Genomic DNA, 21830 nt, shown 5'->3' with positions numbered 1-21830 from the left:
GAGGTGGATTTTTTGTTAAAAACCTTCCAGTTTAGCAGAATTTGATCTATCTTTGATGAATCGAAATAATTGTAATATATTCTTCTTTTCGATTCACGATTTCCCAGCCATTTGAATGAACGATTAACGAGTCTCTCTTTTTCTTGCCTATTGAATTAGCTGTTCTGATTTTTATTGTAGCGCACGTATCCAAGGAAAGCCTGTTTAATTACATTTTTCACTACTGAAAATTTTGTGCATGAAAAAGAAAACTTTCAATTTGGTTTCTGCTACGGGCAGCACTTCAACCCACACTTTTGAAAGCGCCAAAACGGCCGAAAGACTTCTGTTGGAAAAAACACTTCCTACTCCACCCAGTGAAGAAACGGTAGCACGTTTGAATGCTATTGCGCAGGAATATCCTTTTTGCGCATACATAAAACAATCTAATCTGGCTATACTGTAGTAACGCGGTTCTTTACCAACCTTTATAAACATGCCCCAGGTAACCTGCCAGCTCCATGAGCCAGGCAATACCCAGGTGTACTATTAATCCTCCCCAGATACTACGGGTATTGTATACTACTGCGCCCAGAATAATGCCGCCGAAATAGGAAGTTATGCATTCGAATAGCGGTTTCCCGAAATGAATGGAGCAGTAGAAAGCCGCAACCGGTAAAATGGCATGTTTACCGGCCAAACGGGCAAACGCAAGCACCAGAAATCCTCGAAAGAATAATTCGATAGTCACAAAGTCGATCCCATAGGAAAGTTCATACAACCCTTTCCAGGGAAAGCTATGCTGCACATATTGATCTATAACATCAATGCGCTGCACTTTGGGATACGTATGCAAAAAATCGTTCTGTGTGGCTGCAAAAGCGATCAGGGGCACCATGCCCAGCAGTAACAGAACGTAAGGCCTTACAATAAAGCCTTTGGCCTGTACGCCCGCCACCGGGCCTTCAAAACGCCCAAGGCGCCAAAGGGCACTGACTGGTATAGCTACCACCAGCAATTTTAAGGGCCAGTCGAGCACCTTATTCCAGTATTCGTTCCAGGGGTAGGGGAAATGGTTGCTCAGATAAATGGCCACTTCGCTAAAAGTAATTTTGATGGCGAAAATGGCGGGCGCCGCCAGCAACAACACAAAAAAGAACCGGTCATTGGGAATGGTAGCAGGGGAAACCAGGAATTGCAGCACCCAGGCGGCAGAAAATATAAACCCAAACAGCATCAGGAACCCAGCTATGCGCAGGGGCCAGCTTGATAGCGCAACAATGGCGGGTTCTATGCTGAGGGTATAATTACAGGTAATAGCAATGGCTACCAGGAGGGTGGTGAGTATAAAAACAGTGCGGTTGATGGATTGAAGGTAATTCCGCAGGTAACCAATGATCTCGTTCATAGAAGAAAGGTAAATAAAAATACCCCCGGCAGTAGCGCCGGGGGTATATAATATGTTGAAAGGTGAAGGATTATTTCGATTCGAAACTGGCTTTCATTTTACCCATCAGATCGGTCTCGATCATTTTCTGTGCCAGGTTTATCATGGCGACAAATGCTTTGGCTTTGGAAATGCCATGCGCAATGATCACGGGTTTGGCAACGCCAAGTACCGGGGTTCCGCCATACAATTCAAAATTAAAGCGGTCGAGGTACTCATGTTTTATTTCTTTCCGGTGGGTGATCTCGTAAATTGACTCGGCCATCTTAAGGATCACATTTCCGGTAAATCCATCACAAACCACTACGTCGGCTTTATCGAGAAACACATCGCGGCCTTCCACATTGCCTGTGAAATTGATCTGGTCATTTTCTTTCAGAAGGGGATAGGTACTTTGCGCCAGCAGGTTACCCTTGCCTTCTTCTTCGCCAATATTCAGCAATGCAACACGCGGATTGTCGATACCCAGGATGTTTTTCGCATACAGCGAACCCAACAGGGCAAACTGGTTCAGGTGCTCGGGTTTGCAATCGGCATTAAGGCCAACATCGAGTAGCAGCCCGGTGTTTCCGTTGTCTTTTGGAATAATGGTAGAAATAGTAGGCCGCTGAACGCCTTCCATGGGTTTAATGCTATACATAGCACCCACCAGCATGGCCCCGGTATTGCCGGCGCTTATAAATGCGCCCGCTTTTCCTGTAGCCAGCAAATGAAAGCCCACAGCGATAGACGATTGCTGCTTTTCTTTCAGCGCTTTGGTAGGAGATTCGTTATACTCAATTACCTGGGGTGCGTGAATTACCTTAACCTTATCGGCAGGTATTTCAAACTGCTGCAGTAATGGATTTATCTGCGCTTCATCACCCACTAGAAACAACAGAGCCGGATTAGCAGCTTCTGTCAGGTAATCGCGGACACCCTTTACAGCTTCTAATGGTGCAAAGTCTCCGCCCATCATGTCTAAACAGATAGTCATTCCGGCAACGATGCTTATTATGTTATAATAATAAAGTAAGTCAAAAAAAGGGCTTAAAATGAATTAAGCCTTTTCCATAACTACTTTTCCTTTATAATATAATTTGCCTTCACTCACGTGAGCGCGATGGCGTACATGCGTTTCACCTGTAGTGCTGTCTTTGCTTAAGGTTACTTTTTCAGCCTTATAGTGTGTTCTTCTTTTAGCACCCCGTTGTTGGGAATGTCTCCGTTTTGGATTAGGCATACACTCAAATTTATAACTTCAAAAAAAAATAATCAATTGTCTTCCAGATCTTTAAACTTTTCCAACCCCTTCCATAAAGGATTGGCGGATGGCTGTTTCTGTTCTTCCAGTTTTCTGAGCATTTCCAGCACTTCTTTATTACAGTGCGGTCCGCCCATTTCATCATCTGCACACATCCGTTGCATAGGAATACTCAGGTTTATGAATTCATATATCCAGTCGGCTATGTGCAAATGGCTTTCGCCTTTTGAGATATAATAAACATCGGGATCTTCCTCCTGTTCATTCATTACATCCGGTTCGTCCACCATTTTTACTACAATGTTGAACTCGTCCCACAATTCCAGTGGCAGGTTATTGCCACAGCGGTCACAGGTAACTTCCAGTTTGCCACCTACTTCAAATTTCAGTAACATAAAGCCGTTTTGCTTTTCCAACGTCAGTTTTACGTGAGCTGTGCAATGGCGGAAATCCTGCTCCTGGTACTCTACAAAGAACTTATCGTCGATGGTATATTCAAATTCATGATTGCCTGGTTTTAGTCCTACAAAAGCTATATCGTAATTCCGTCGGCTGTTCATGAACTACCCTTTTAAAGAGTTTGCAAAGGTAGGGATTCTCAGGCAAACAGGTAAAGCTAAATGCAAAAAAATACCAAAAACATATGGTATATGTTCAGAATGCCATTTGAAATCCCCTTGTTTTAATACAAAATTACTGTAAAAGGGTGAGTTTTAGGTTTTTAGTTCTGAGTTCTTAGTGCTCAGTTCTTTGTTTGCTTCCGCTTTAGGCCTGGGATTTATGGCTTTCGGCTTTTTGCTTGTGGCTTGCGGCTTGAAGCTTATAGTCCGAACCGGGGCGGGACGTTTAGGCTTTTTCTTTCCCAACACCGCCAGCACAGTTTGCCCGGCGGTAATGGCAATAATTTTAACATCCAGCCAAAAGCCGGCATATTGTACATACCAGACATCCCATTTATACCTTATATATATACACTCCCGGCTAATCACCTTTCCATGATAGCCTTTTACCTGGGCCAGTCCGGTTATGCCCGGTTTTACCAGGTTGCGGAATTTGTATCGGGGAATAAGCCTGGCAAATTCATTGCAATCGGCATGCATGTGTGGGCGGGGACCAACCAGGCTCATACTGCCGGCCAGTACATTAAAAAACTGGGGCAATTCATCGAGGTTTGATTGCCGGAGGAACCGCCCCAGCGCCGTTGCTGTTTCCTCCCCTACATCCATGTGTTTAGTATGGGCTACGGGGTTATGCGCCAGGGTGCGTAATTTGTAACAGGTAAACGATTTTCCCCCACGACCGGTACGTTTTTGTAAAAAGAACACGGGCCCTTTTGAGCTTAGTTTTATCAACAAAGCCAGCAATGGCAATAACCAACTCAACACGGTTATTATAACTACCGATGCAAACAATACATCAAGTATCCGTTTGCAGAGGAAATAACCTCTTTTGCCATCAATAAACTTCCGAAGGACGGTCCTTTTCAACAAAGGCAACCTTTTTTCACGAATCATAGTATTCTTATTACAGTATACGGTTATTACATTAATACAGTTGCTTTAATCACAATACTCTATTGCATGGCTGTACAACACGAGCAAAGTATCATAAAGGCGTTAGCTTATTTTGATATCTTTAATTATCCGCTTACACTGGACGAAATACATCATTTTCTCGATCAAACCGTTTCAAGGGATGATGTATTGTTAACTCTGCAACAACTGGTTGATGATAACCGGGTGTTTCGCATGGGAAGTTTCTATTCCCTGCAGCAGGATCCCTCTTTACGTGCAAGAAGAACTAATGGTAACCATAAAGCCGGCATATTGTTGACTACCGGATATAAAGTTGGCGGATTTTTATACCAGTTTCCCTTTGTGCGGGGCATCGGCATCTCCGGATCATTATCCAAAAACTTTGCCGATCAAAATACCGATATAGATTATTTTATTATAACGCAGGCAAACAGACTATGGCTTGCCCGTACCCTGATGCATTTGTTCAAGAAACTGACATTTATTACAGGGCACCAGCATTTATATTGCATGAATTATTATATCGATGAGGAAGCATTACGCATCGATGAGCAAAATATATTTACCGCTACAGAATTGATTACCCTGAAACCGGTTTGCGGTAATGGCACTATGGACCGGTTTTACGATCAAAACAATTGGGCAGGCAGCTATTTTCCCAATCAACCGGTGAATAAAGAATCGATCCTGTTGGCAAAACCGGGCAGGTTGAAAAGAGCCGTAGAATGGTTGCTCGATAATAAGGTAGGAAATAGTTTGGATAACTGGCTCATGCGTGTTACCACCCGCCGCTGGTTAAAGAAAGAACAATTGAAGAAAATCAACTCGCACGGCATTCGTATGGGGTTGCATACCGGGAAGCATTTTTCTAAACCCAATCCTGAATTTTTCCAAAGAAAGGTACTTGATGCTTTAAATAAAAAGCTTCAGACAGCACAGGTAGTTCATAGTTGACAAGTTAACATGTTAACACGTTAACTTGTCAACGTGTTAACTAAACTGCTTTTCTTCTTTCCTCCATCCACATATGCCCCTTGGCTAAGGTCGAACGCAATTTCAGCTTGGTCAGCTTAAATAAATTGGCTACAGGTTTTTTTAATGCTTTGTGATAATTCACTTCGTAATTGATCATTTGAATGGCATAGTCGTAGTACTTCCTGTTATACGTTCTGGCAAAATCAATATCGCGGTCGGTGCTGCTTTCCCAGGGCAGGTTGGTTACAAAGCGGTCTTCCACCTCGGCATATAAAGGCGTTCCTTTAATGGGGTAGGCGACTGTAATAGTAAACAGGTCGGGATCGGCATTCTTTAAATGTTGTACAGTGGCGTAGATGTCTTCCTTGGTTTCGCCGGGATAGCCTACCATAATAAAGGTGCCTGCCTGCATGCCATGTTTGCGGGCCAGTTGGATCATTTGTTGAACCTGTTCCACTTCCACACGCCGGTCCATCAAATCAATTATCTTTTGGGAACCACTTTCCGCACCTATCCATACCCGAAAACAGCCACTCTTTTTTAAATTGATGATCACTTCTTCATTCATCCTATCGGCCCGCGTAATACATTCAAAAGGCGTAACCAGGTTACGGCTGGTCATTTCGTTGGTAAACTGTTCCAGCCATTGATGGCTTACGGTAAATACATCATCAACAAACCACAGGCTGTCTACATTGTAATTTGTTTTTATGTACTCAATTTCATCAGCCACTTTGGCCGGAGTCCGGCGCCGGTAGCTTTGTCCGTAAACGGCGCGGCTGCACCATTTACAGCTGTATGGGCAACCCCGCATGGTGCTGATGGAAACGGTACTGGTGCCATGACGTCCTTTCCAGGCATCAAAGTATAGCGACAGGTTTACTTTACGGCGGTTAGGCATGGGCAATACATCGAGGTTCTTTACCTTGGTGCGTTCTTTATTCTGCTGTAATCCTTTTTCGGGGTCAAGAAAGGATACGCCTTCGATATCTGTAAGCGTACCGGTAAACGTGCCCTCCACAAACTGAACCAGCTCCAGCATGGTTTGTTCCCCTTCTCCCGATGCAATAAAATCGGCGCCATGTTCCAGGAACTTAATAGCATGGTTCCTTACCTCCGGGCCACCCAGCACAATTCTGGTATGTTGTAATTCAGGCTGGCTTTTTATATAAGTAATAATGCGCAGTACATTCAGCTTCGTCATCAGGTTGGTATAAATACCCACCACATCAGGACGTTGCTCTTGCAGCTGTGCACACAATTTAGAGAAGGAAGAAAAAGTACTGTCGAATACCACGTTATCGTAGCCATTCTGTTCCAGGTAAGCGGAAATATACAGGATTCCCAATGGAACATAGGGCCGCATAATGGCTTGTTCCTTGGGATCTTCTTCTATAAAATATCCATGTGTTAGCAGGATCCTCATTTGGCTTCTTTTTTAAATAACAGAAATGCGTGATCGGCCAGGCTGGTAACCAGGGATGAGTTGCCTAACATCTCTTCCCATTGTACCAGCGATTGAAACAGGCGTGGATGTTGTTGCATGTATACTTCCAGCCACGAAGGCGGAATGCTTATCCCCACCGGTTTTTTTTCAATCAATTGCATGGGCAACAACAACCGTTTAATTACCTTTACGGAATAATAGTAAACAGGTTGCTGAACGCCCGGTGATAATTCCACCAGAACTTCTTTATTCGTCCATCTTCTGAATGCCTGCCCGGGTTGGCCTTTCAACAGGTGATAAAAGCTGTCCCAAAAACAGTATTTTCCAAACAATACTACGGCCAGGTAACCACCGGGGCGGATCAATGATTGTAATTGGGTCGACAACTTTTTCATGTCTGCTGGTGAAACACAATTCAAACCGGCAAAATTGGAAACAATGGCATCGAACTGCTGGTTTTGAAAGGTGGTATGCAACGCATCAAATGCACAGGTTTGAAAGTTGGGCTTACCAAACAGGTTTATAACAGCTGTTTTTTGTTTTGCTTTATCTATCATCGCAGGCGAGCCATCGGTTGCAATCACCGAATGACCCAGGTTGGCCATCCAGAACGCATCGGCGCCCGTACCGCAATTGATCTCCAATAACCGCATATTGGGTTTACCCGTAAGCAGCGGTTGCAACCATTTATGACTAACACGGCGTTGCGCGTGGCCAATAAGGCTCTCCGTAAACGCAGCATCGTAATTGCCTGCCAGTACATTAAAAGCGGTTGCTTTATTCATGTGCATACCGGTTTAATTGCATCCGTTCCAGCAGCAACGAGGGCATATGCAAACAAGCGGATGCTATCTTTTTAAAATCAGTGCGTGAAACCGTAAAAGGATTTTTTACCACATTGCGCAGGGCCACCCAGCCTTGTTGCTTGCGAAATACATGGTGTACATAGCGATGCAGTTTTTTATAATACCCGGGCGGATACGTATTGCGGAACATCAGCAGCAATTCATCAGAATCTGTCCAGTTGGCTTTTTGGGTAAGCTCGTCCTTTACGCGTTCATGAAACAGCGTACCGGGCAAAGGATAAGAAACCGAGATGCCCATTTCGTAGGGCAGGAGGTCCCTGATCATGCGAATGGTTTTGGCAATGTCTTCCCGGGTTTCGCCGGGGTAACCAAATTGTATAAAGAAAGAAGGGTTAATACCATTCTTTTTCAGCAGGGTAGTGGCCTGGTAAATTTGTTCAACCGTGGTGCCTTTATCCATGGCATCCAGGATTTTCTGCGAACCGCTTTCGGCGCCCATCCAGATATTATGACAACCGGCGCGCGCCAGGTCTTTGATCGTATCTTCCTGCAACAGCAGATCGGCCCGCGCTTGTATTTTGAACCGGAATTTCAATTGTTCCTGTTCTACCAGATCAGCGAAGCGGTGTACCCAACCAGGCTTCAATCCAAAAATGTCGTCGCTGAACCAGATGTGATCGAAGTTGAATTGCTGCTTCAGCATTTTTAATTCTTCCACTACTTTTTCGGGGGATCGTGCATTGTAGCGGTTGCCATAAATAGGTTTGGCGCACCAGTTACATTTGAAAGGGCATCCCCGGGTAGTAGCGATGTTCATGGAGAAATAACCGGAGCTTTTTAACCACATGTAGCGGTAAGGTTCAAGATCAACCAGGTCCCAGGCAGGTTGGGGTAGTGCATCCAGGTCCTTCATGACGGTGCGTCTGGGAGTTTTGGTAACTCCTTTATCGTGCATAAATGCCAGTCCGGCTATGTGTTGAAAGCCGGTCGCTTTATTATTGATGGCCTGAACCAGTTCGAGCAAAGTCATTTCTGCTTCGCCAATAATTACAAAGTCGGCGCCTTCGGAAAGATATTGTTCAAAATGGTCGGTACTATCTGAGCTGGATACGATCACGGTACAACCTTTTGCCTTAGCCAGTTTCATCATCCCGAATGCCGCCTCCCTCATATTTGTCAGGCACATTTTTGTGAGGTAGTTGAAACCGTCATCGTACAGCACAAAGAAGTCAGGCGATTGCTCATTAATAGCAGGTTGAACATCCTGCGCCGTATGCGCAAACATGGTATCGAACAAAGAAACTTCATAACCGTTTTCACGCATCAGGGCTGCGGCGAATAACGTAGCCAACGGGGCATAAGGTTGCCCGGTAGCCCATTGTTTGGGATCAAAACTTAAAAAATATGAATGCGAAAAGAGAATCTTATTATTCATGATGTCGCTTAGTTCTTTAGTTCTTTAGTTCTTTAGTTCTTAGGTTCTTTAGTTCGTGAGTTTATTAGTTTCCCAACTAAGAACTCAATAACTTAAGAACTTTAAATTTCCATTCTGGGCGGTAAATTCAAATAGCACACACATTTCATACAGGTATCGTTCTTATCCATATCCAGATTTTTTCTGAATGCGATCGCTGAAGCACTGTTAATAATGGCATCCAGGCTTTGCTGGCGGATATTACCAATGGCATCGTGAAAAAAACAGGGGCGTACGGTTCCATCAGCTTCAACTACTGTTGATACCCAGGGCGCATTGCACTTTTTATATGGAAATGGATTTTTGCCATAAAAAGCCGCATAATAGCCGTATATCTTTTGTAATTTTTCCGCCGGCTCGGCAATGAATCTTTCTTCAATGGCTGTTTTGTGATAGGTGATTAACTCATGCACAGCCGATTGTAAAGCTGGTAAATCGGCTTCATGCACCAATACCTCCTGCTGCCGGTCGTTATCCCATGCTGTGGAGCGGTTAAAGGCATTGCTGCTTACATCGGCTGGTAAAAAGCTTATCTGGTCCAGCCCCATCTCCATAGCGCTGTTTACAATAGGGATCCAGCGCTTATAATTCAAGCGATGTATAACTGTACGCGCAGTTATGCGAAATGTTGGGTCGATGTGTTTAATCAATTGTACCCCCCGGTGCATTTTTTGAAAGGCGCCCGGTAGTTGCCTGATGTTATCGTGTAAGGTTTCATCACCATCCAGTGAAACAATAATGTCGTTCACCCATTCCAGCAACTGATCCGTCTTTTTCTCCAGTGCAATACCAGTAGATAATAATGTAACGGCAATACCTTCTTTTTTCAGGATCTCACAAAACCGGAAGAAGTTGGCATTCAACAAGGCTTCCCCGCCCGACATAACTACTACCCGCGTACCTAACTTTTTAAAGGTGCTTAGCAAACCCTTGATATCCTGTTCAGTGAGTTGCTTCAGGTTTTTATTATCCTTCCAGATATCACACATTACACAACGGCAATTGCAGGCGCTGTGTGGCATCAGGATAGCTATCGGCAAAGAAGAAATAACGTCGGTTTGTAAGGTCCGATAGCGTTTATATGTATGATATAGTTTATTTATGATCATTGTCTGTCAGTCGTGAATCGTGACCATTCACTACTCACTTTTCAACTTTAAAAATATAATTCACCTCTACCCAATTGCCTTTTGTAAACACACAATTCAGCTTAAATCCATTATTCAACGCCATTTCCTTTATCATATCTATATCGCAGCCATCGCACAACACCATCAATACAACCGACTGCTCATGGATATATTGATGTAATCCGCCGAACAGTTGCTGAAAATATTCACCCTGTTCGCCGCAGTACCAGGCATATTCAGCTCCAGTTTGTGGCTGCTTTTTATAATAGGGCGGATTGATGGCAATGATATCAAACGCCTGTTGTGGTATACCGGTGAACAGATCGGATTTTATAATGGTCAGCGGAATGCGGTTGCTGCGCGCGTTCATTTCCAGTGAATGAATGGCCACAGGGTTAATATCGGTAGCTGTAACGCTGGCCTCCTGCCGGGCAGCATACATGGCTATCAATCCACTGCCTGCGCCCAATTCAAGAAAGAATTTGTTTTTCAAGGGAAGGGAGGCAATGTACCGCAGCAGTAACCGGGTGCTAAAGAAAAAACCCGGGTGAAAAACTGCCGGCGGTATCACCAACCGGATACCCTTGTACGTATACAGGCGGGTGGCCGACAGGTATTTTACCAGCAGCGGTTTGTATAATCGGGTTGTTAACTGTTTGATAGCTCTTCTCAAGATCTTTGTTTATAGTTCACAGTTCTCAGTTCACAGTTTTTAGTTCAAGGTCCTTTGAACATTAAACTTTCAACTTTGTACTTTTAAAATCCTTCAATTTCAGGTTGCCGGTATTTCCACAATAATTGCAACACTTTTAATTCATATGGTTTCCAGTATAAACCGGTTTTGTATCTAACTGCCGACAGACTGCGCATAATGCCGCGTTTGAATGCCGATAACCGGATGTCGGAAACAGTAGGGTAGTAGCTGTTCAGTACGGTTTCAAAATCTTTGATCTTATCTATCATTTCGGGCGTTAACCAGGGCGTTAGCGGGTTCTTACGTAAATCAAAATTCTCCCAGTGCGGGCTGATCCAGTCTTCCAGCTTCTCCGGAAAATGAAACCCGCTTTCCAGTACTTTCTTATACAAGTCAGACCCCTCGGTAGGCACCGGGCTGTACAGATAAATAATAATTTCGGTTTTAGGATTGATGCTTTTGATCTCTTTGATGAAAGCTATATCCTGGTCAATTTGTTTCATTACCTGCTCCGGGGTATCGGCAGGAGTGCCCAATACAAAAGAGTATTCAGGAATGATATCGAATTTGGCCATCCGCCCCGCAAAGGCCCTGATCTGGGCGCTGCTTTGCGTACCGCCTTTGTCCATCTTTGCCAGAATTTCATCATTACCGGTTTCGGCGCCAAAGAAGATCATTTTGCAACCCGATTCCCGCATTATCTCCAGCGATTTATCGGAGTATTTATCAATGGTATCAATTCTGCCTTCACCCCACCAGATCATATTTTCGGGTTGAATGAGTTTAGAGAACTCAACCGTACGTTTTTCCGAAACAAAGAAGTTGTTGTCGTGGAACTCGATGGCGTTGCCCCCGTGTTGATCTTTCAGGTATTTAATATCCTCATAAATCAGTTGCGCACTTTTACCCCGCCAGCGTGCATTGTAAATGGGCACCACGGCACAAAAAGAACACTTAAAGGGGCAGCCCATGCTGCTGTGATAGGCGATGGTGCGGGTGCCCAGGTAGGTTTTGCCTAAATAGCGTTTTAACGGGTAAAAGTTATTCAGCGTTTCGTAGGGCAGGGAAGGGAGCGCGTCCTGGTCGTATAACTCATCCTTACCTGTTTTAACAATGCCCTGTTCCCCTTTATAAATAAGATTGGGAATGGTGGTCCAGTTGTCGCCGGTTTCCAGCGCTTTCAACAGTGCAGGAAAACATTTTTCACCCGGACCGTTTACAATAAAATCTACAAAACCGGAGTGCAGCACCACCTTGGGTTGATTGGATGGAAAGTACCCACCCCAGATGATCCTGACCTCCGGATATTGTTCCCGAATTTGCTTTGAAATGGGAATGGCTTGCCGCAATTGCGGCCCTGGCATACAGGTGCAGCCAAAGAATTTGAACTCACCGGTAGCCAGATAGCTGTTTATTTTTGTCCAGGGATCCGTTTCCAGGTTGCCATCAACGATAGCATACTCATAAAATCCTTCAATAACGGCGGCTACGGAAAGAATGGAATTGGGGATCCTGGGTTTGGTTCTTGCACTTCTAGGGTTGAATAGTAATACTTTATTCATTTTTCACCAGACCTTTCAGGTCATTGAGAATCATACGGATAATTGACCGGTTAAGTTGCCTGCTAAATTATCAGGCCCCGTAAGTTTTCAGCAATTGCCAGTAGCAAAGGGGTTGCAGCAGATTGTATTTGAGCGATTGGCGGTAATGATGGCGGGCGGCGCCCAGTTTTTTCTGTCGTTTAAACAGGTGCCCGATTTGCCGGAATGCATGACTTTTAGCTTTATCCAGGTATTTTTTAGATACCATATTGTGCTGGAAAAGGTATTCAAAAGTGTAAACAAATCCTTCCAGGTATTCAACGGGTACCTGGTTGCTTTCATTGGCATCGTGCAGAAAGCGCCATATCAGTCCTTCATAAATTACTGCGGCATCATAGTAAAAAGCCAGCCGCATATTGAAATGGTAATCGGAGCCAAAAGGCATATCTTCATCGAACAGCCCGTTTTTATCAAGGCATTCGCGGCGAACCACCATCGTTTGGGTAAATACCACAAAGCGGTTTTCCTTCATGCGGTCGAAAATATTGGCGAATTCAACGCCTGTCTTTCCGGGCCAGGTGCGCCCTAATATTTTTCCTTCGGCATAATTGACGGCATCCGTAATGGAAAACCCGATATTGGGATGTTGCGATAGTAATTGTACCTGTTTTTCCAGTTTCCGTTCTTCCCAGGTGTCGTCGGAATCATTGAAGGCGATCAATGACCCTTTTGACTGGCGGATGGCAAAATTTTTAAGGATGGCGGTGCGGCCGCAATGCGGAAGTTTGTAATACCTGATGCGTGGATCGGGAATGTTTTCTATCAGGGCTCCGGTATTGTCGGTAGAACCGTCGTCGACGATAATCAACTCCAGCTCTTTATAGGTTTGGTTCAGCACACTGTAAATGCTTTCCAAAACAAGATGAGCCCGGTTGTAGGTGGTTAAAATAACGCTTACCATGTCCTAAATTACGTAGAAAGAGGGTTTAACGTTGCCTATCAATTTCTTCGGCCAGACAACCTCCTTTTTCCATTTACCGTATTGATCTCCAATCTTATGTTTAAACGGTACGCTCCATATTATCCCTTGTTGTTGCTGGCAGTTTTGCTGGCCTGGTTTATAGTCAAAGCCACCGCTGCACCTTTTGGTGATTATGCCGGTTATTATTTTGGCAGTGGGGCACTGTTGCATGGGAATTATGAACAGGTATATGATACCTGGTCACTGAATGTGTTGATTGCACAAAAGGGATATTACGGGATTTTTGTTTCGTATACCCCCTTTCCGCCGTTTACGTCAATTGTGCTGGCGCCTTTCTTATTATTTCCGGTGGCGGTTTCTAAAATCCTGTTCAATGTATTTTCTGCTGCGTTGTTTGTTTGGGTCCTGGCGCGGGCTGTTAGATATTTTTCCCTGCCCTCCCGGGTGTTATGGTTAGTGCCGGTGATCTTTTTTATTCCGTTACGCAATAATATCTTTTTTGGACAGGCCTACCTGTTATTGTTTGCGTTGTTGTTGGAAGGATATATGGCTTATAAAAAAGACAAATCGGTGGTGGCCGCTTTATTGTGGGGAGTAGCTATTGTGTTTAAACTATTCCCCTTGCTGATCCTGTTTTTTCTGCTGGCCAAAAAGCAATATAAACAGGTGGCGTATTGTGTGGCTGTTTGTGCAATATTAGGGTTGATATCAGTTATACTGAATGGCTTCGCCTCCTGGCAATATTATGTGTTTACCATTTTCCCCCGCGCTAATAGTGGCGAACTGAACGATAGTTATACCTGGCTTTTTCAGTCGGCATTTATGTTAGGGAAGAACCTGTTTGTATATGACGCCGTACAAAATCCGCAGGCTGTTTTAAATAGCATGCCGGCGTTTGTGATAAGTATGGTATTGTTTAAAGCGCTGCTGTTGGCTTGTTGCGTTGGCATTACTATACATAAAAAGGCTGCCGATTTTATGGCCTTTGCCGGTTGGATAACAGCCAGTATGTTGGTATCGCCCAATGGCAGCAGTTATTCATTGATCCTGCTGCTGATGCCGTTGCTGGCCCTGGCCACTTGCAAACAGGTTTATCTGTTTACCGCCATGGCATTGCTGGTGCCGATCTGTTTTATCCCGGTTGCTGCATTAGCAGGAAAACCCTTGTTGCTGCAATTCCCGCGTTTGTATGGAATGATATTTTTATTTGTAGTGTTGATTATAGCGGCCAGGATGCAATTCTCCATAAAATTGTTCGGCGCTTTTGTTGCCTTGCTATTACTGGCAGATGCGGGTAAACTGTTTCCGCGTCCGGATACCAGCAATTATTTACTATCTCAGGCATTGCCTTTTGTATACGAATATGCCATTAAAGAAAATCAGCTGGTGTATTATTACTGGGATGATAAGGGAAGTCATGAAACAGGCACTGGCTATGCGGTGCAGGACTATTCCACTTCTGCCGTACAGATAAAAAACAACCAGGTATATTATAAGGATAAACCACTTACTTCAACCTCTGATCGCAAAAAGCAGGTAATGCTGGTGAATGGAAAGGATATTATTTATTTATCTGACAAGAACCGCGGTTTTGGATTTTATACCTTGCGAGGGATAACACTTAAATAATGTACCCTGACTCTGAAGGGAGTTGAAGGGCTCATTAAAAAGCGTTGAGCGAAGTCGAAATGCCTATTCTGTCTTTTTCTTCCTGTAAATGTTTCAGCAGTCCGTTGAGTTTTTCAATAATGCTGCTGGCTGCAATGTCTTTCATGCAGAAATTATTACCCCCACAGGGCAGTTGTTCAAAGTGATGCACACAGGGCGAACAAGCCACCTTGTTATACAGGACCTGGTGTCTGTTTTCCTGACCGGCCGGGATTTTTATATAACTGGCCGGATTGGTTGGCCCCCAAACAGAAATGGTAGGCAAACCCAGTTTACGCGCAATATGTAATGGACCACTATCGATGGTGAGCATACAAACACCTTTGCCGGCGATGAACCGGTAATAAGCATCAAAGTCGAGCGCACCGGCAATATTGGTTAATTTTCCTTTTTGTTTATAGGCCGATAAATGTTCTTCAATGAATTGATCGATGGCGGCTTTGTCGCTGCCTGTTCCTAAAAATGCAATCCGGAAATGGGTGTGGGTCATAATCCAGGTACAAACGGCCGCCATAGTTTCATCGGGTAGCTTACGCACCGGGGCCAGGCTGCTGCAGGTGTTATTGAGAATGATATAGGGTTTATCCCATTCATTTGCACGAATGGGATCTGTTTCTGTGGAGGGCTGCATCCCGGTCTGCGTGATCACCTGCGCCATGTGATAGTAATTATCTTCCAGGCAGGCAGTTTGTTTAAACGGAATGTTATGGGTGTTAAGGAATTTCCGGAAGAACACGGGTTTTAAATGAAACCCGAACCGGTTGCGTGCCATTGTAAATAAAGAATAAACAGTGGTGAGTTTTGAATACACTTCCAGGTCGACCACCCAAAGTTTTTTCAATAGCCATGACCGCATGATATATTTCAATGAAGTGCTGATGGTAATCGAAAGACTGCTCGTATCGATGGTCCAGATTTCATCAAATACCTGAAAGGGAGTAATGCCGCTGGCAATATTGGTATCGGTCAATAAAATAAAACGGGTATCGGGCATTTTCTTTCGCATGGCCTCAATGGAGTCAGAAGCTACTACCAGGCTGCCCAGTCCCAGTAGTTTTATAAACAGCAGGTGTTTGGGCGGTTGTTGCAGCGAATGATCCCTGCGCATAGTAATGCCCAACAGCCGGGTAACAGGAAGCAATATGCCTATCAGGCAGTAACCAAGGTACTTGTCCAGTTTTCGGTTGGCAGGTAATTGCACAATAAATTGATTGGTTTATAATTACACACCTATTTATTCACTCTTATATGTCGATACGCTAAAAAATGGAGTCTGGTTGCTAACAGATGATTGATTCTATACGCGCTTCCACTAAAAAGGGTTGGGAGGGCATCTACAGGCTAATTATTTTATTACAAAGCTGCAGGCTTTTTTTGTTATGGGTAATCAGGAGAACAATTTTACCTGCAGCCGCCAGTTGTTGCAGATGATGCAATAGTTTTTCTTCTGCTTTTTCATCCAGTTCACTAAAGGGTTCATCCAATATGAGCACATTGGCTTTTTTATAGAGTGCACGCGCCAGTGCAATGCGTTGGCGCTGGCCGCCACTGATGTTCTTACCATTTTCAGTAAGCTGGGTATTGATGCCGGCCGGCAACCGGGGCAACCATTCTGAAATACCTGCAATATCAAGCGCTTTGTGCAGCCGTTGCTCATGATGCTGTTGCCCGTTGAGCGTAATATTGGCCAACACCGAATCGTACAGGAAAAACGGCTGTTGTTTTACATAGGCTATTTGTTGCCAGTATTGTTTTCGTTGCAGGCTGTTAACCGGTTGTTGGTTGATGCGTATTTGTCCGGTTTGAGGTGAAATAAATCCCAGCAAAATATTAAGCAGGGTGGTTTTGCCTTTGCCGGAGTGACCGTCAATGCCAACCAGGTCACCGGCTTTTAACCGGCAGGAAAAATTATCCAGCACCGGGTAATGGTCGTAAGAAAAACCAACCTGCTCAAATGAAATGTCAGCAATGGAGGGCAACCCGTTACTGACAGGTTGCTTTTCTGCCGGTTTGTTTTGTTGAACCAGGTCATTAATGGTAAAGGAATAGGTACGTATTTGCCCGATGGCATTCAGAATGCGGGCAATACCCGGGATGATCTTATAAGCTGCCGCTATAAATGCCCCCAGGGTCACCAACTGAGTGGTGTATTGTCCATTGCCAAACCAACTGCTGATGGCCATTACAATCAACAGGCCAAACACCGCAAATACTTCTGCCAGCCGGGCGGGTAGCGCTTGTAATGATTGCAGCGATGATTGGTGCAGGTTAAGGTGTTGCTGGGCGATGGCATACCGTTCGGTAAAGTATTCGTTTCTGTGGTACAAATTACTTTCAACAAAACCTGCAATGGACTCATGCAGGCGTTGCCACATATCTGTACGGCTGTTTTTTATATAATTGCGGGCTGTGTGCAGCTTGCGTTTGGTAAGCCAGCCGGCGAGAATAACGGGTGGCAGCAAAATTACCAGCAGCAACAAGAACAGTTGTGCATTGAACAAAAGAATGGCCACAATAGAAAGCAGGATTAGCACCATTTCGGTAAAAACCTGTTGCAGAGGTGACAATACGTGCTGGCAAAATTCCAGCGGTTGCAAGCTGATGATGCGGGTAAATGCCGATGAGTCGATATGAACATAATCAGCATAATTCCCTTCCAGGTAATGTAACATATTGTTGCGGGAAATTCGGCTGGCTATCTGGTGTACAAAGCGGGTTTGCCAGGACTGGATGAGATACGCTGCCAGGTTCTTCCCGCTGAATACAACAAAGAACAGCGTTATCAGCAGCAGGGAAGACCGGTTGAATAAGGTATTGGCGGCTGTTTGGCCTAAAAAGGGAAATGTGTGAATGGCATCAACGGGCTGGGTATAAAAATGTATAATGAAAAGCAAAAAGGCCAGGGAGGCGATATCGGCAATACTGATTATTAGCGTTAACCCGGTGAACAGGGCCCACTGCTTTTTTTCGCGATTGGTTAATATGGTCAATACGTTATTGAGAATAGCTATCACGTGTGTGTCACTTTTTGTATGGGTGAAAACACCCGAATTTACAGGCTTTCCATATCAATACGGGAAAAATAGTGCCTGGGTTGCCGCCATAAAGCGGGGCTTTTTAGCCGGTTCTGTGTAACAAAAAATAAAAATATTATTTTTCAATAATTAGTCACGCCCGAGTCGTGATAAAGTCCGGGATTCAAAATTTGGCCGCCTGCCGTTTAAAAACTAATATTGTTTACCGTTAGTTGTTATTCCTGCATTATACAGTACCATCATCAGCAAGGCCGTTACCTTACGTTTTAGTACCAAATACAAACAAGAATAATACTGTGCCCACCTGAGTCATGAACAGTCGTTGACTGTTGAGAAAATTTTTATTTCAAACTTTATCGGTTATGAAAAGGGGGATTCCTATTGCCTGGCAGGCCGCAGGCGCGGTATTGGCTTGCCTGGTAACAACATTAAACCATCCTGTAATTGCGTATGAACGAATTGTTTCTGTACGTGATACCGCGTACTATTACAATGAGCATGGAACCCAATTATACTGCGATACGAAAGCTGTTAAACCTGGGAGTTATGTGATTAAAACCAGTAAAACTCATCGTCAGATCTTCGATGACTGGTATGACAGGGATACGACAGTGTTTTCAAAGGATTATAAACCCGCAGAAGTGTTGGGAATAGAAAGATGGGAGGCGAGAAAAACAAGAAGGCTTATACATCGTGGGAATGTAAATGATACCCTGGTTCAAAGATGCATTGTGCCCGTACCAGATAAGCGATTGTTAAGGATAATGCTGGATTCAATATTGAATGGCAGAATAAAGGATGCCGTTGATGGAAAATTCAGAGAATATGGCGGCATGATAAATGGGGATAAAACATTCAGGTTCAAACGCGGCTATGCAACAGATCCACGTAAACCAGAAAACGAAGGGTTGGAAATGGAGCTGGGTGAAAATGGAAATTTTCATAGTCATCCTGATGGTTGCTATTACTCAGAAGATAAGGACTCTGCCCATACATTCAATCCGAACCGGGTAGACTTTGTAGAACATAGAAGAGGGCATAAGTATTACTTTATACAGGGGCCATCTAATAAAGATCAGGATGCAATAGGGGATAAAACAGGTTATGTTTTTGGAATGGAGGCTAAACTGATCTACCTATATGATAAACATGGCGTGCGGGCTGTTCTACCATTTAAATATTTACCACCCGGTTCAGTTAATAAATAGTTATCAGTTCCTTACATATATATTAAGAAATGTTAAAGTCATATAAGTGTTTTTTGCAAGCTGTATTTTTGGTTGAACAATTTATTGAACATATTATTGCAGCCCGATTTGAATACTACTGCACAGTTTATTGCTTAGCCAGGATTTGCTTCACTACCAGGATCTATTTTCTTTTCAACTAATCATTTACCGCTATCACTCAACCTATGAGTGGTAACAAGGAATTTCATTTACCATTGTAAACCTTATCATTATGAAACTTTACCTATTCTCACGCCCATGCGTCAAACTCACCATTTGCATTTTATTGTCATTTTCCATTCTGCATCCTGATATCGTTTTTGCAAACATTTCCTGGAATGATACCGCTTACTATTTTAACGAACGTGGTCAACTACTGTGGTGCGATGTACACGCTGTGCAGCCAGCCAGCTATGTAATAAAAACAATAAAAACCAACGCAGAGATCTTTCAGGATATACCAGAGGATGGTACCGTTGTACAGCTCAGCGCCGGTTATGATACAGCGGTAGTCACAAATATTTCAAGATCAACAGCCAGAAGAGTAGCCTGGCTTATACGGCATGGTAAGGTCGATGATCCATTGGTGCAAGGGAACATAGTACCTATCGTGGATCAACGGATCATGCGTCGCATGTATGATAATATCATTTCGCGTTGCACTGCCAATGATGCACATGAATATAAAGAACATGGCGGGGTGGTGTTTCCCGATGGTACGGTAACCTGCATTACCGGTGATTTGTCGAATCCGCAAAACTTACAGGGCGCCACCCTGTATATAAACAAAAAAGCGCTGGTGTATTATCATAGTCATCCCGATGCCTGTATAGAACAACGTATTGCGAATAACTACGCTGATGCGCACAACACCAACCGGGTACAATTTTCACAGGCCAGTGAAGTAAAAATAATCAGTTATGTACAGGGTCCTTCCCGCCAGGACCAGGAATCGGTAGGAGAGGGAACAGGTTATGTGTTTGGCATAAAAGCCAATGGCGGGCTCATTTATATTTATGATAAGGCGGGCGTAAAGGCTACACTGCCTGTTGCATTTGTAAAAAAGATGAGTAAAGCTTCAGGTAAAAAAATAAAGAAGAAAACATTGGATACCTATTTTGCCGGGCTTTAATTTACATCTCCTTCAGCATTTTAGCCACCACCTTATCAATAGGCAGGGTAACTGATGCTTCCGAAAAATCATCCCAGCTGATGAACCGGAAGGTTTCTGTTTCGCCTTTTTCTTTATAAACAGCCAGTTGCCGTTCGTCGAAATCGAATGGTTGCTGGCGAAGCGGTGCGGTGATAGGTTCCAGGGCATGTGCGAAGTAGTAGACAGAGATGATCTGGTGTTCGGGGTTGAACGCGCTCATCTGAAAATAATCGGTCGTATAAATGTGTTCGCCCACCTGCACGTTGAGGTTCATTTCTTCCATGAACTCCCTTTTCAAACAATCACGGGTGCCTTCCCCAAACTCCAGTCCGCCACCGGGAAATTTGGTGTAATAACTGCCACGGATAAATTCATCGCTTACCAGCACCTGGTTGTTTTCGCCGAGCAGGATGCCATATACACGTAGGTTGAACATGGTTAAAATAACTTTTTCTTTAAAAAGAACCAGCCAATGACTAACGAGATCACCAATGATAAAAATACCGGTATATAAAATGCAAAGGGCGAATGTGCGTAGGGGATAGGTACGTTCATGCCGTAAATACTGGCTACTAGCACAGGCAGGGACAGCACGATGGTGATAACCGATAAACGTCTTAACACCTCATTCTGGTTATTGGCAATAATGCTGGCGAATGCATCGAGCGTACTGCTCAGGATGTTGGTATAGATATTCGCCATTTCCAACGCCTGTGAGTTATCGATGATAAGGTCACCCAGAAATTCTTTTTCATCTTCATTCAAACCCAGAAAATTGGTACGCTCTATCTTCATCAACAGCATTTCGTTCGAGCGAAGGGCTGTTACAAAGTATACAAGACTTTTCTGGATGCGCATCAATTGCAATAGGTGCTCGTTGCGGCTGGCTGCATACAACTTCTGCTCCAGGATATTTCTGCGTTGATTGATCTCTTTCAAAGATTCGAGGTAGGTCTGAATGATCTTTTCAATGATCTTCAGCACCATCATCTTCCGGTTATCGGGATGCCGGTTCTGGAAGGTGTTCAGGAACTTTTTGATAGCTCCGTTCTCGAAGGAGTTCACCGTTACGATCTGGTTGTGGGTAATAATGATACAGATCGGAATGGTGATATAAAACGCGTCGCTATCGTTAAAAGAGTTGTTTTCGGTAGGGGTTTTAATTACCAGCAGCTTCACATTATCAGCTTCCTCAAAACGCGTCCTTTCATCTATATCGAGCGAGTCGGTAAGGAATTCGAGGGGAATATCGAGCGAATTGGATAATTCAGAAAATTCCTCCTGTCTCAATGGTGGCAAAATGTTCACCCAGGAGCCGTTTTCCGGCTTATCGATCGCTACGGTTTGATAATTAATATTTTTGAAGTACTGGATCATAGGCGCGCAAAGGTAATTGACAAAAACCAATTGACAATTGCCAATTTACAATTGGCAAGGATTGCCGAATGTCGGTCTGTCATATTAATCGCGAGTCCCCTTTGCCTATCGCCTA

General features: G+C 44.0%; 21 protein-coding genes. 5 read left to right on the top strand and 16 right to left on the bottom strand.

Annotation, left to right across the window (positions count from 1 at the left end; all coding sequences use genetic code 11):
- Positions 1-238: 238 nt before the first annotated feature.
- Entirely contained in the window at positions 239-445 is a 207-nt protein-coding gene (locus NIAKO_RS21310) for a hypothetical protein (protein ID WP_014220519.1), read from the top strand.
- A 12-nt stretch (positions 446-457) separates the two neighbouring features.
- On the opposite strand, the gene NIAKO_RS21305 is transcribed toward NIAKO_RS21310, so the two are convergent.
- From NIAKO_RS21305 to NIAKO_RS21290, 5 genes are all read right to left on the bottom strand, one after another.
- On the bottom strand, positions 458-1387 hold the full coding sequence (locus NIAKO_RS21305) for a CPBP family intramembrane glutamic endopeptidase (RefSeq protein WP_014220518.1): 930 nt from the start codon (positions 1385-1387) through the stop codon (positions 458-460).
- 70 nt (positions 1388-1457) lie between these two features.
- Positions 1458-2402, bottom strand: a complete 945-nt coding sequence (plsX, locus tag NIAKO_RS21300) for a phosphate acyltransferase PlsX (RefSeq protein WP_014220517.1) — start codon at positions 2400-2402, stop codon at positions 1458-1460.
- Between the two features lie 63 nt (positions 2403-2465).
- Positions 2466-2648 carry a 50S ribosomal protein L32 gene (gene rpmF, locus NIAKO_RS37895; protein ID WP_014220516.1) on the bottom strand — a complete coding sequence of 61 codons (183 nt, stop codon included), beginning with the start codon at positions 2646-2648 and terminating at the stop codon, positions 2466-2468.
- Between the two features lie 32 nt (positions 2649-2680).
- Entirely contained in the window at positions 2681-3229 is a 549-nt protein-coding gene (locus NIAKO_RS21295) for a YceD family protein (protein WP_014220515.1), read from the bottom strand.
- A 153-nt stretch (positions 3230-3382) separates the two neighbouring features.
- Positions 3383-4183 carry a sugar transferase gene (locus NIAKO_RS21290; protein WP_014220514.1) on the bottom strand — a complete coding sequence of 267 codons (801 nt, stop codon included), beginning with the start codon at positions 4181-4183 and terminating at the stop codon, positions 3383-3385.
- A gap of 66 nt (positions 4184-4249) precedes the next feature.
- On the opposite strand from NIAKO_RS21290, the gene NIAKO_RS21285 reads away from it, so the two are divergent.
- Entirely contained in the window at positions 4250-5158 is a 909-nt protein-coding gene (locus NIAKO_RS21285; RefSeq protein WP_014220513.1) for a hypothetical protein, read from the top strand.
- 40 nt (positions 5159-5198) lie between these two features.
- Here the strand turns inward: NIAKO_RS21285 and NIAKO_RS21280 are convergent, their stop codons facing one another.
- From NIAKO_RS21280 to NIAKO_RS37025, 7 genes are all read right to left on the bottom strand, one after another.
- Entirely contained in the window at positions 5199-6605 is a 1407-nt protein-coding gene (locus NIAKO_RS21280; RefSeq protein WP_014220512.1) for a B12-binding domain-containing radical SAM protein, read from the bottom strand.
- Entirely contained in the window at positions 6602-7411 is an 810-nt protein-coding gene (locus NIAKO_RS21275; protein WP_014220511.1) for a class I SAM-dependent methyltransferase, read from the bottom strand. The genes NIAKO_RS21280 and NIAKO_RS21275 overlap by 4 nt, the downstream gene beginning before the upstream one ends.
- A complete protein-coding gene (locus NIAKO_RS21270; protein WP_014220510.1) occupies positions 7404-8867 on the bottom strand; it encodes a B12-binding domain-containing radical SAM protein in 1464 nt (487 codons plus the stop codon). Before NIAKO_RS21270 ends, NIAKO_RS21275 begins: the two co-directional genes overlap by 8 nt.
- A gap of 101 nt (positions 8868-8968) precedes the next feature.
- Positions 8969-10015 (bottom strand): radical SAM protein, encoded by a 1047-nt coding sequence (locus tag NIAKO_RS21265; protein WP_014220509.1) that lies wholly within the window; start codon positions 10013-10015, stop codon positions 8969-8971.
- A 34-nt stretch (positions 10016-10049) separates the two neighbouring features.
- Entirely contained in the window at positions 10050-10709 is a 660-nt protein-coding gene (locus tag NIAKO_RS21260) for a methyltransferase (RefSeq protein WP_014220508.1), read from the bottom strand.
- 83 nt (positions 10710-10792) lie between these two features.
- Positions 10793-12292, bottom strand: coding sequence for a B12-binding domain-containing radical SAM protein (locus NIAKO_RS21255; RefSeq protein WP_014220507.1), 1500 nt, complete (start codon positions 12290-12292; stop codon positions 10793-10795).
- A gap of 70 nt (positions 12293-12362) precedes the next feature.
- Positions 12363-13232: a glycosyltransferase family 2 protein gene (locus tag NIAKO_RS37025; protein ID WP_014220506.1), complete on the bottom strand. Its 870-nt coding sequence runs from the start codon at positions 13230-13232 to the stop codon at positions 12363-12365.
- 96 nt (positions 13233-13328) lie between these two features.
- Here NIAKO_RS37025 and NIAKO_RS21245 point away from each other — a divergent pair, with 96 nt between their 5' ends.
- Positions 13329-14882, top strand: coding sequence for a glycosyltransferase family 87 protein (locus NIAKO_RS21245; protein ID WP_014220505.1), 1554 nt, complete (start codon positions 13329-13331; stop codon positions 14880-14882).
- A gap of 34 nt (positions 14883-14916) precedes the next feature.
- Here the strand turns inward: NIAKO_RS21245 and NIAKO_RS21240 are convergent, their stop codons facing one another.
- On the bottom strand, positions 14917-16122 hold the full coding sequence (locus NIAKO_RS21240) for a glycosyltransferase family 9 protein (protein ID WP_014220504.1): 1206 nt from the start codon (positions 16120-16122) through the stop codon (positions 14917-14919).
- A gap of 133 nt (positions 16123-16255) precedes the next feature.
- A complete protein-coding gene (locus NIAKO_RS21235) occupies positions 16256-17935 on the bottom strand; it encodes an ATP-binding cassette domain-containing protein (RefSeq protein WP_014220503.1) in 1680 nt (559 codons plus the stop codon).
- 383 nt (positions 17936-18318) lie between these two features.
- Between NIAKO_RS21235 and NIAKO_RS21230 the strand changes: the two genes are divergently transcribed.
- Both NIAKO_RS21230 and NIAKO_RS21225 read left to right on the top strand, forming a co-directional pair.
- Entirely contained in the window at positions 18319-19164 is an 846-nt protein-coding gene (locus NIAKO_RS21230) for a hypothetical protein (protein ID WP_014220502.1), read from the top strand.
- A gap of 253 nt (positions 19165-19417) precedes the next feature.
- The gene (locus NIAKO_RS21225) at positions 19418-20317 is read left to right on the top strand and encodes a hypothetical protein (protein ID WP_014220501.1); all 900 of its coding nucleotides are present in this window, start codon (positions 19418-19420) and stop codon (positions 20315-20317) included.
- Between the two features lies 1 nt (position 20318).
- Here the strand turns inward: NIAKO_RS21225 and NIAKO_RS21220 are convergent, their stop codons facing one another.
- Both NIAKO_RS21220 and NIAKO_RS21215 read right to left on the bottom strand, forming a co-directional pair.
- Positions 20319-20774 (bottom strand): NUDIX domain-containing protein, encoded by a 456-nt coding sequence (locus NIAKO_RS21220; RefSeq protein ID WP_014220500.1) that lies wholly within the window; start codon positions 20772-20774, stop codon positions 20319-20321.
- A gap of 2 nt (positions 20775-20776) precedes the next feature.
- Positions 20777-21715 carry a magnesium transporter CorA family protein gene (locus NIAKO_RS21215; protein ID WP_014220499.1) on the bottom strand — a complete coding sequence of 313 codons (939 nt, stop codon included), beginning with the start codon at positions 21713-21715 and terminating at the stop codon, positions 20777-20779.
- Between the last annotated feature and the right edge of the window lie 115 nt (positions 21716-21830).

It is taken from the genome of Niastella koreensis GR20-10 (assembly GCF_000246855.1).
Taxonomy (GTDB): Bacteria; Bacteroidota; Bacteroidia; order Chitinophagales; family Chitinophagaceae; genus Niastella; species Niastella koreensis.
The sequence above is the reverse complement of the archived record's forward strand: the minus strand, read 5'-3'. Positions and strand labels throughout refer to the sequence as shown.

Bases quoted from the DNA above. Each gene is read 5' to 3' on its own strand.
- NIAKO_RS21310 (WP_014220519.1), top strand. From the start codon at position 239: ATGAAAAAGAAAACTTTCAATTTGGTTTCTGCTACGGGCAGCACTTCA.
- plsX (WP_014220517.1), bottom strand. From the start codon at position 2,402: ATGACTATCTGTTTAGACATGATGGGCGGAGACTTTGCACCATTAGAA.
- NIAKO_RS21215 (WP_014220499.1), bottom strand. From the start codon at position 21,715: ATGATCCAGTACTTCAAAAATATTAATTATCAAACCGTAGCGATCGAT.
- rpmF (WP_014220516.1), bottom strand. From the start codon at position 2,648: ATGCCTAATCCAAAACGGAGACATTCCCAACAACGGGGTGCTAAAAGA.
- NIAKO_RS21255 (WP_014220507.1), bottom strand. From the start codon at position 12,292: ATGAATAAAGTATTACTATTCAACCCTAGAAGTGCAAGAACCAAACCC.
- NIAKO_RS21270 (WP_014220510.1), bottom strand. From the start codon at position 8,867: ATGAATAATAAGATTCTCTTTTCGCATTCATATTTTTTAAGTTTTGAT.
- NIAKO_RS21230 (WP_014220502.1), top strand. From the start codon at position 18,319: ATGAAAAGGGGGATTCCTATTGCCTGGCAGGCCGCAGGCGCGGTATTG.
- NIAKO_RS21275 (WP_014220511.1), bottom strand. From the start codon at position 7,411: ATGAATAAAGCAACCGCTTTTAATGTACTGGCAGGCAATTACGATGCT.
- NIAKO_RS21290 (WP_014220514.1), bottom strand. From the start codon at position 4,183: ATGATTCGTGAAAAAAGGTTGCCTTTGTTGAAAAGGACCGTCCTTCGG.
- NIAKO_RS21225 (WP_014220501.1), top strand. From the start codon at position 19,418: ATGAAACTTTACCTATTCTCACGCCCATGCGTCAAACTCACCATTTGC.
- NIAKO_RS21295 (WP_014220515.1), bottom strand. From the start codon at position 3,229: ATGAACAGCCGACGGAATTACGATATAGCTTTTGTAGGACTAAAACCA.
- NIAKO_RS21265 (WP_014220509.1), bottom strand. From the start codon at position 10,015: ATGATCATAAATAAACTATATCATACATATAAACGCTATCGGACCTTA.
- NIAKO_RS21305 (WP_014220518.1), bottom strand. From the start codon at position 1,387: ATGAACGAGATCATTGGTTACCTGCGGAATTACCTTCAATCCATCAAC.
- NIAKO_RS37025 (WP_014220506.1), bottom strand. From the start codon at position 13,232: ATGGTAAGCGTTATTTTAACCACCTACAACCGGGCTCATCTTGTTTTG.
- NIAKO_RS21285 (WP_014220513.1), top strand. From the start codon at position 4,250: ATGGCTGTACAACACGAGCAAAGTATCATAAAGGCGTTAGCTTATTTT.
- NIAKO_RS21220 (WP_014220500.1), bottom strand. From the start codon at position 20,774: ATGTTCAACCTACGTGTATATGGCATCCTGCTCGGCGAAAACAACCAG.
- NIAKO_RS21280 (WP_014220512.1), bottom strand. From the start codon at position 6,605: ATGAGGATCCTGCTAACACATGGATATTTTATAGAAGAAGATCCCAAG.
- NIAKO_RS21245 (WP_014220505.1), top strand. From the start codon at position 13,329: ATGTTTAAACGGTACGCTCCATATTATCCCTTGTTGTTGCTGGCAGTT.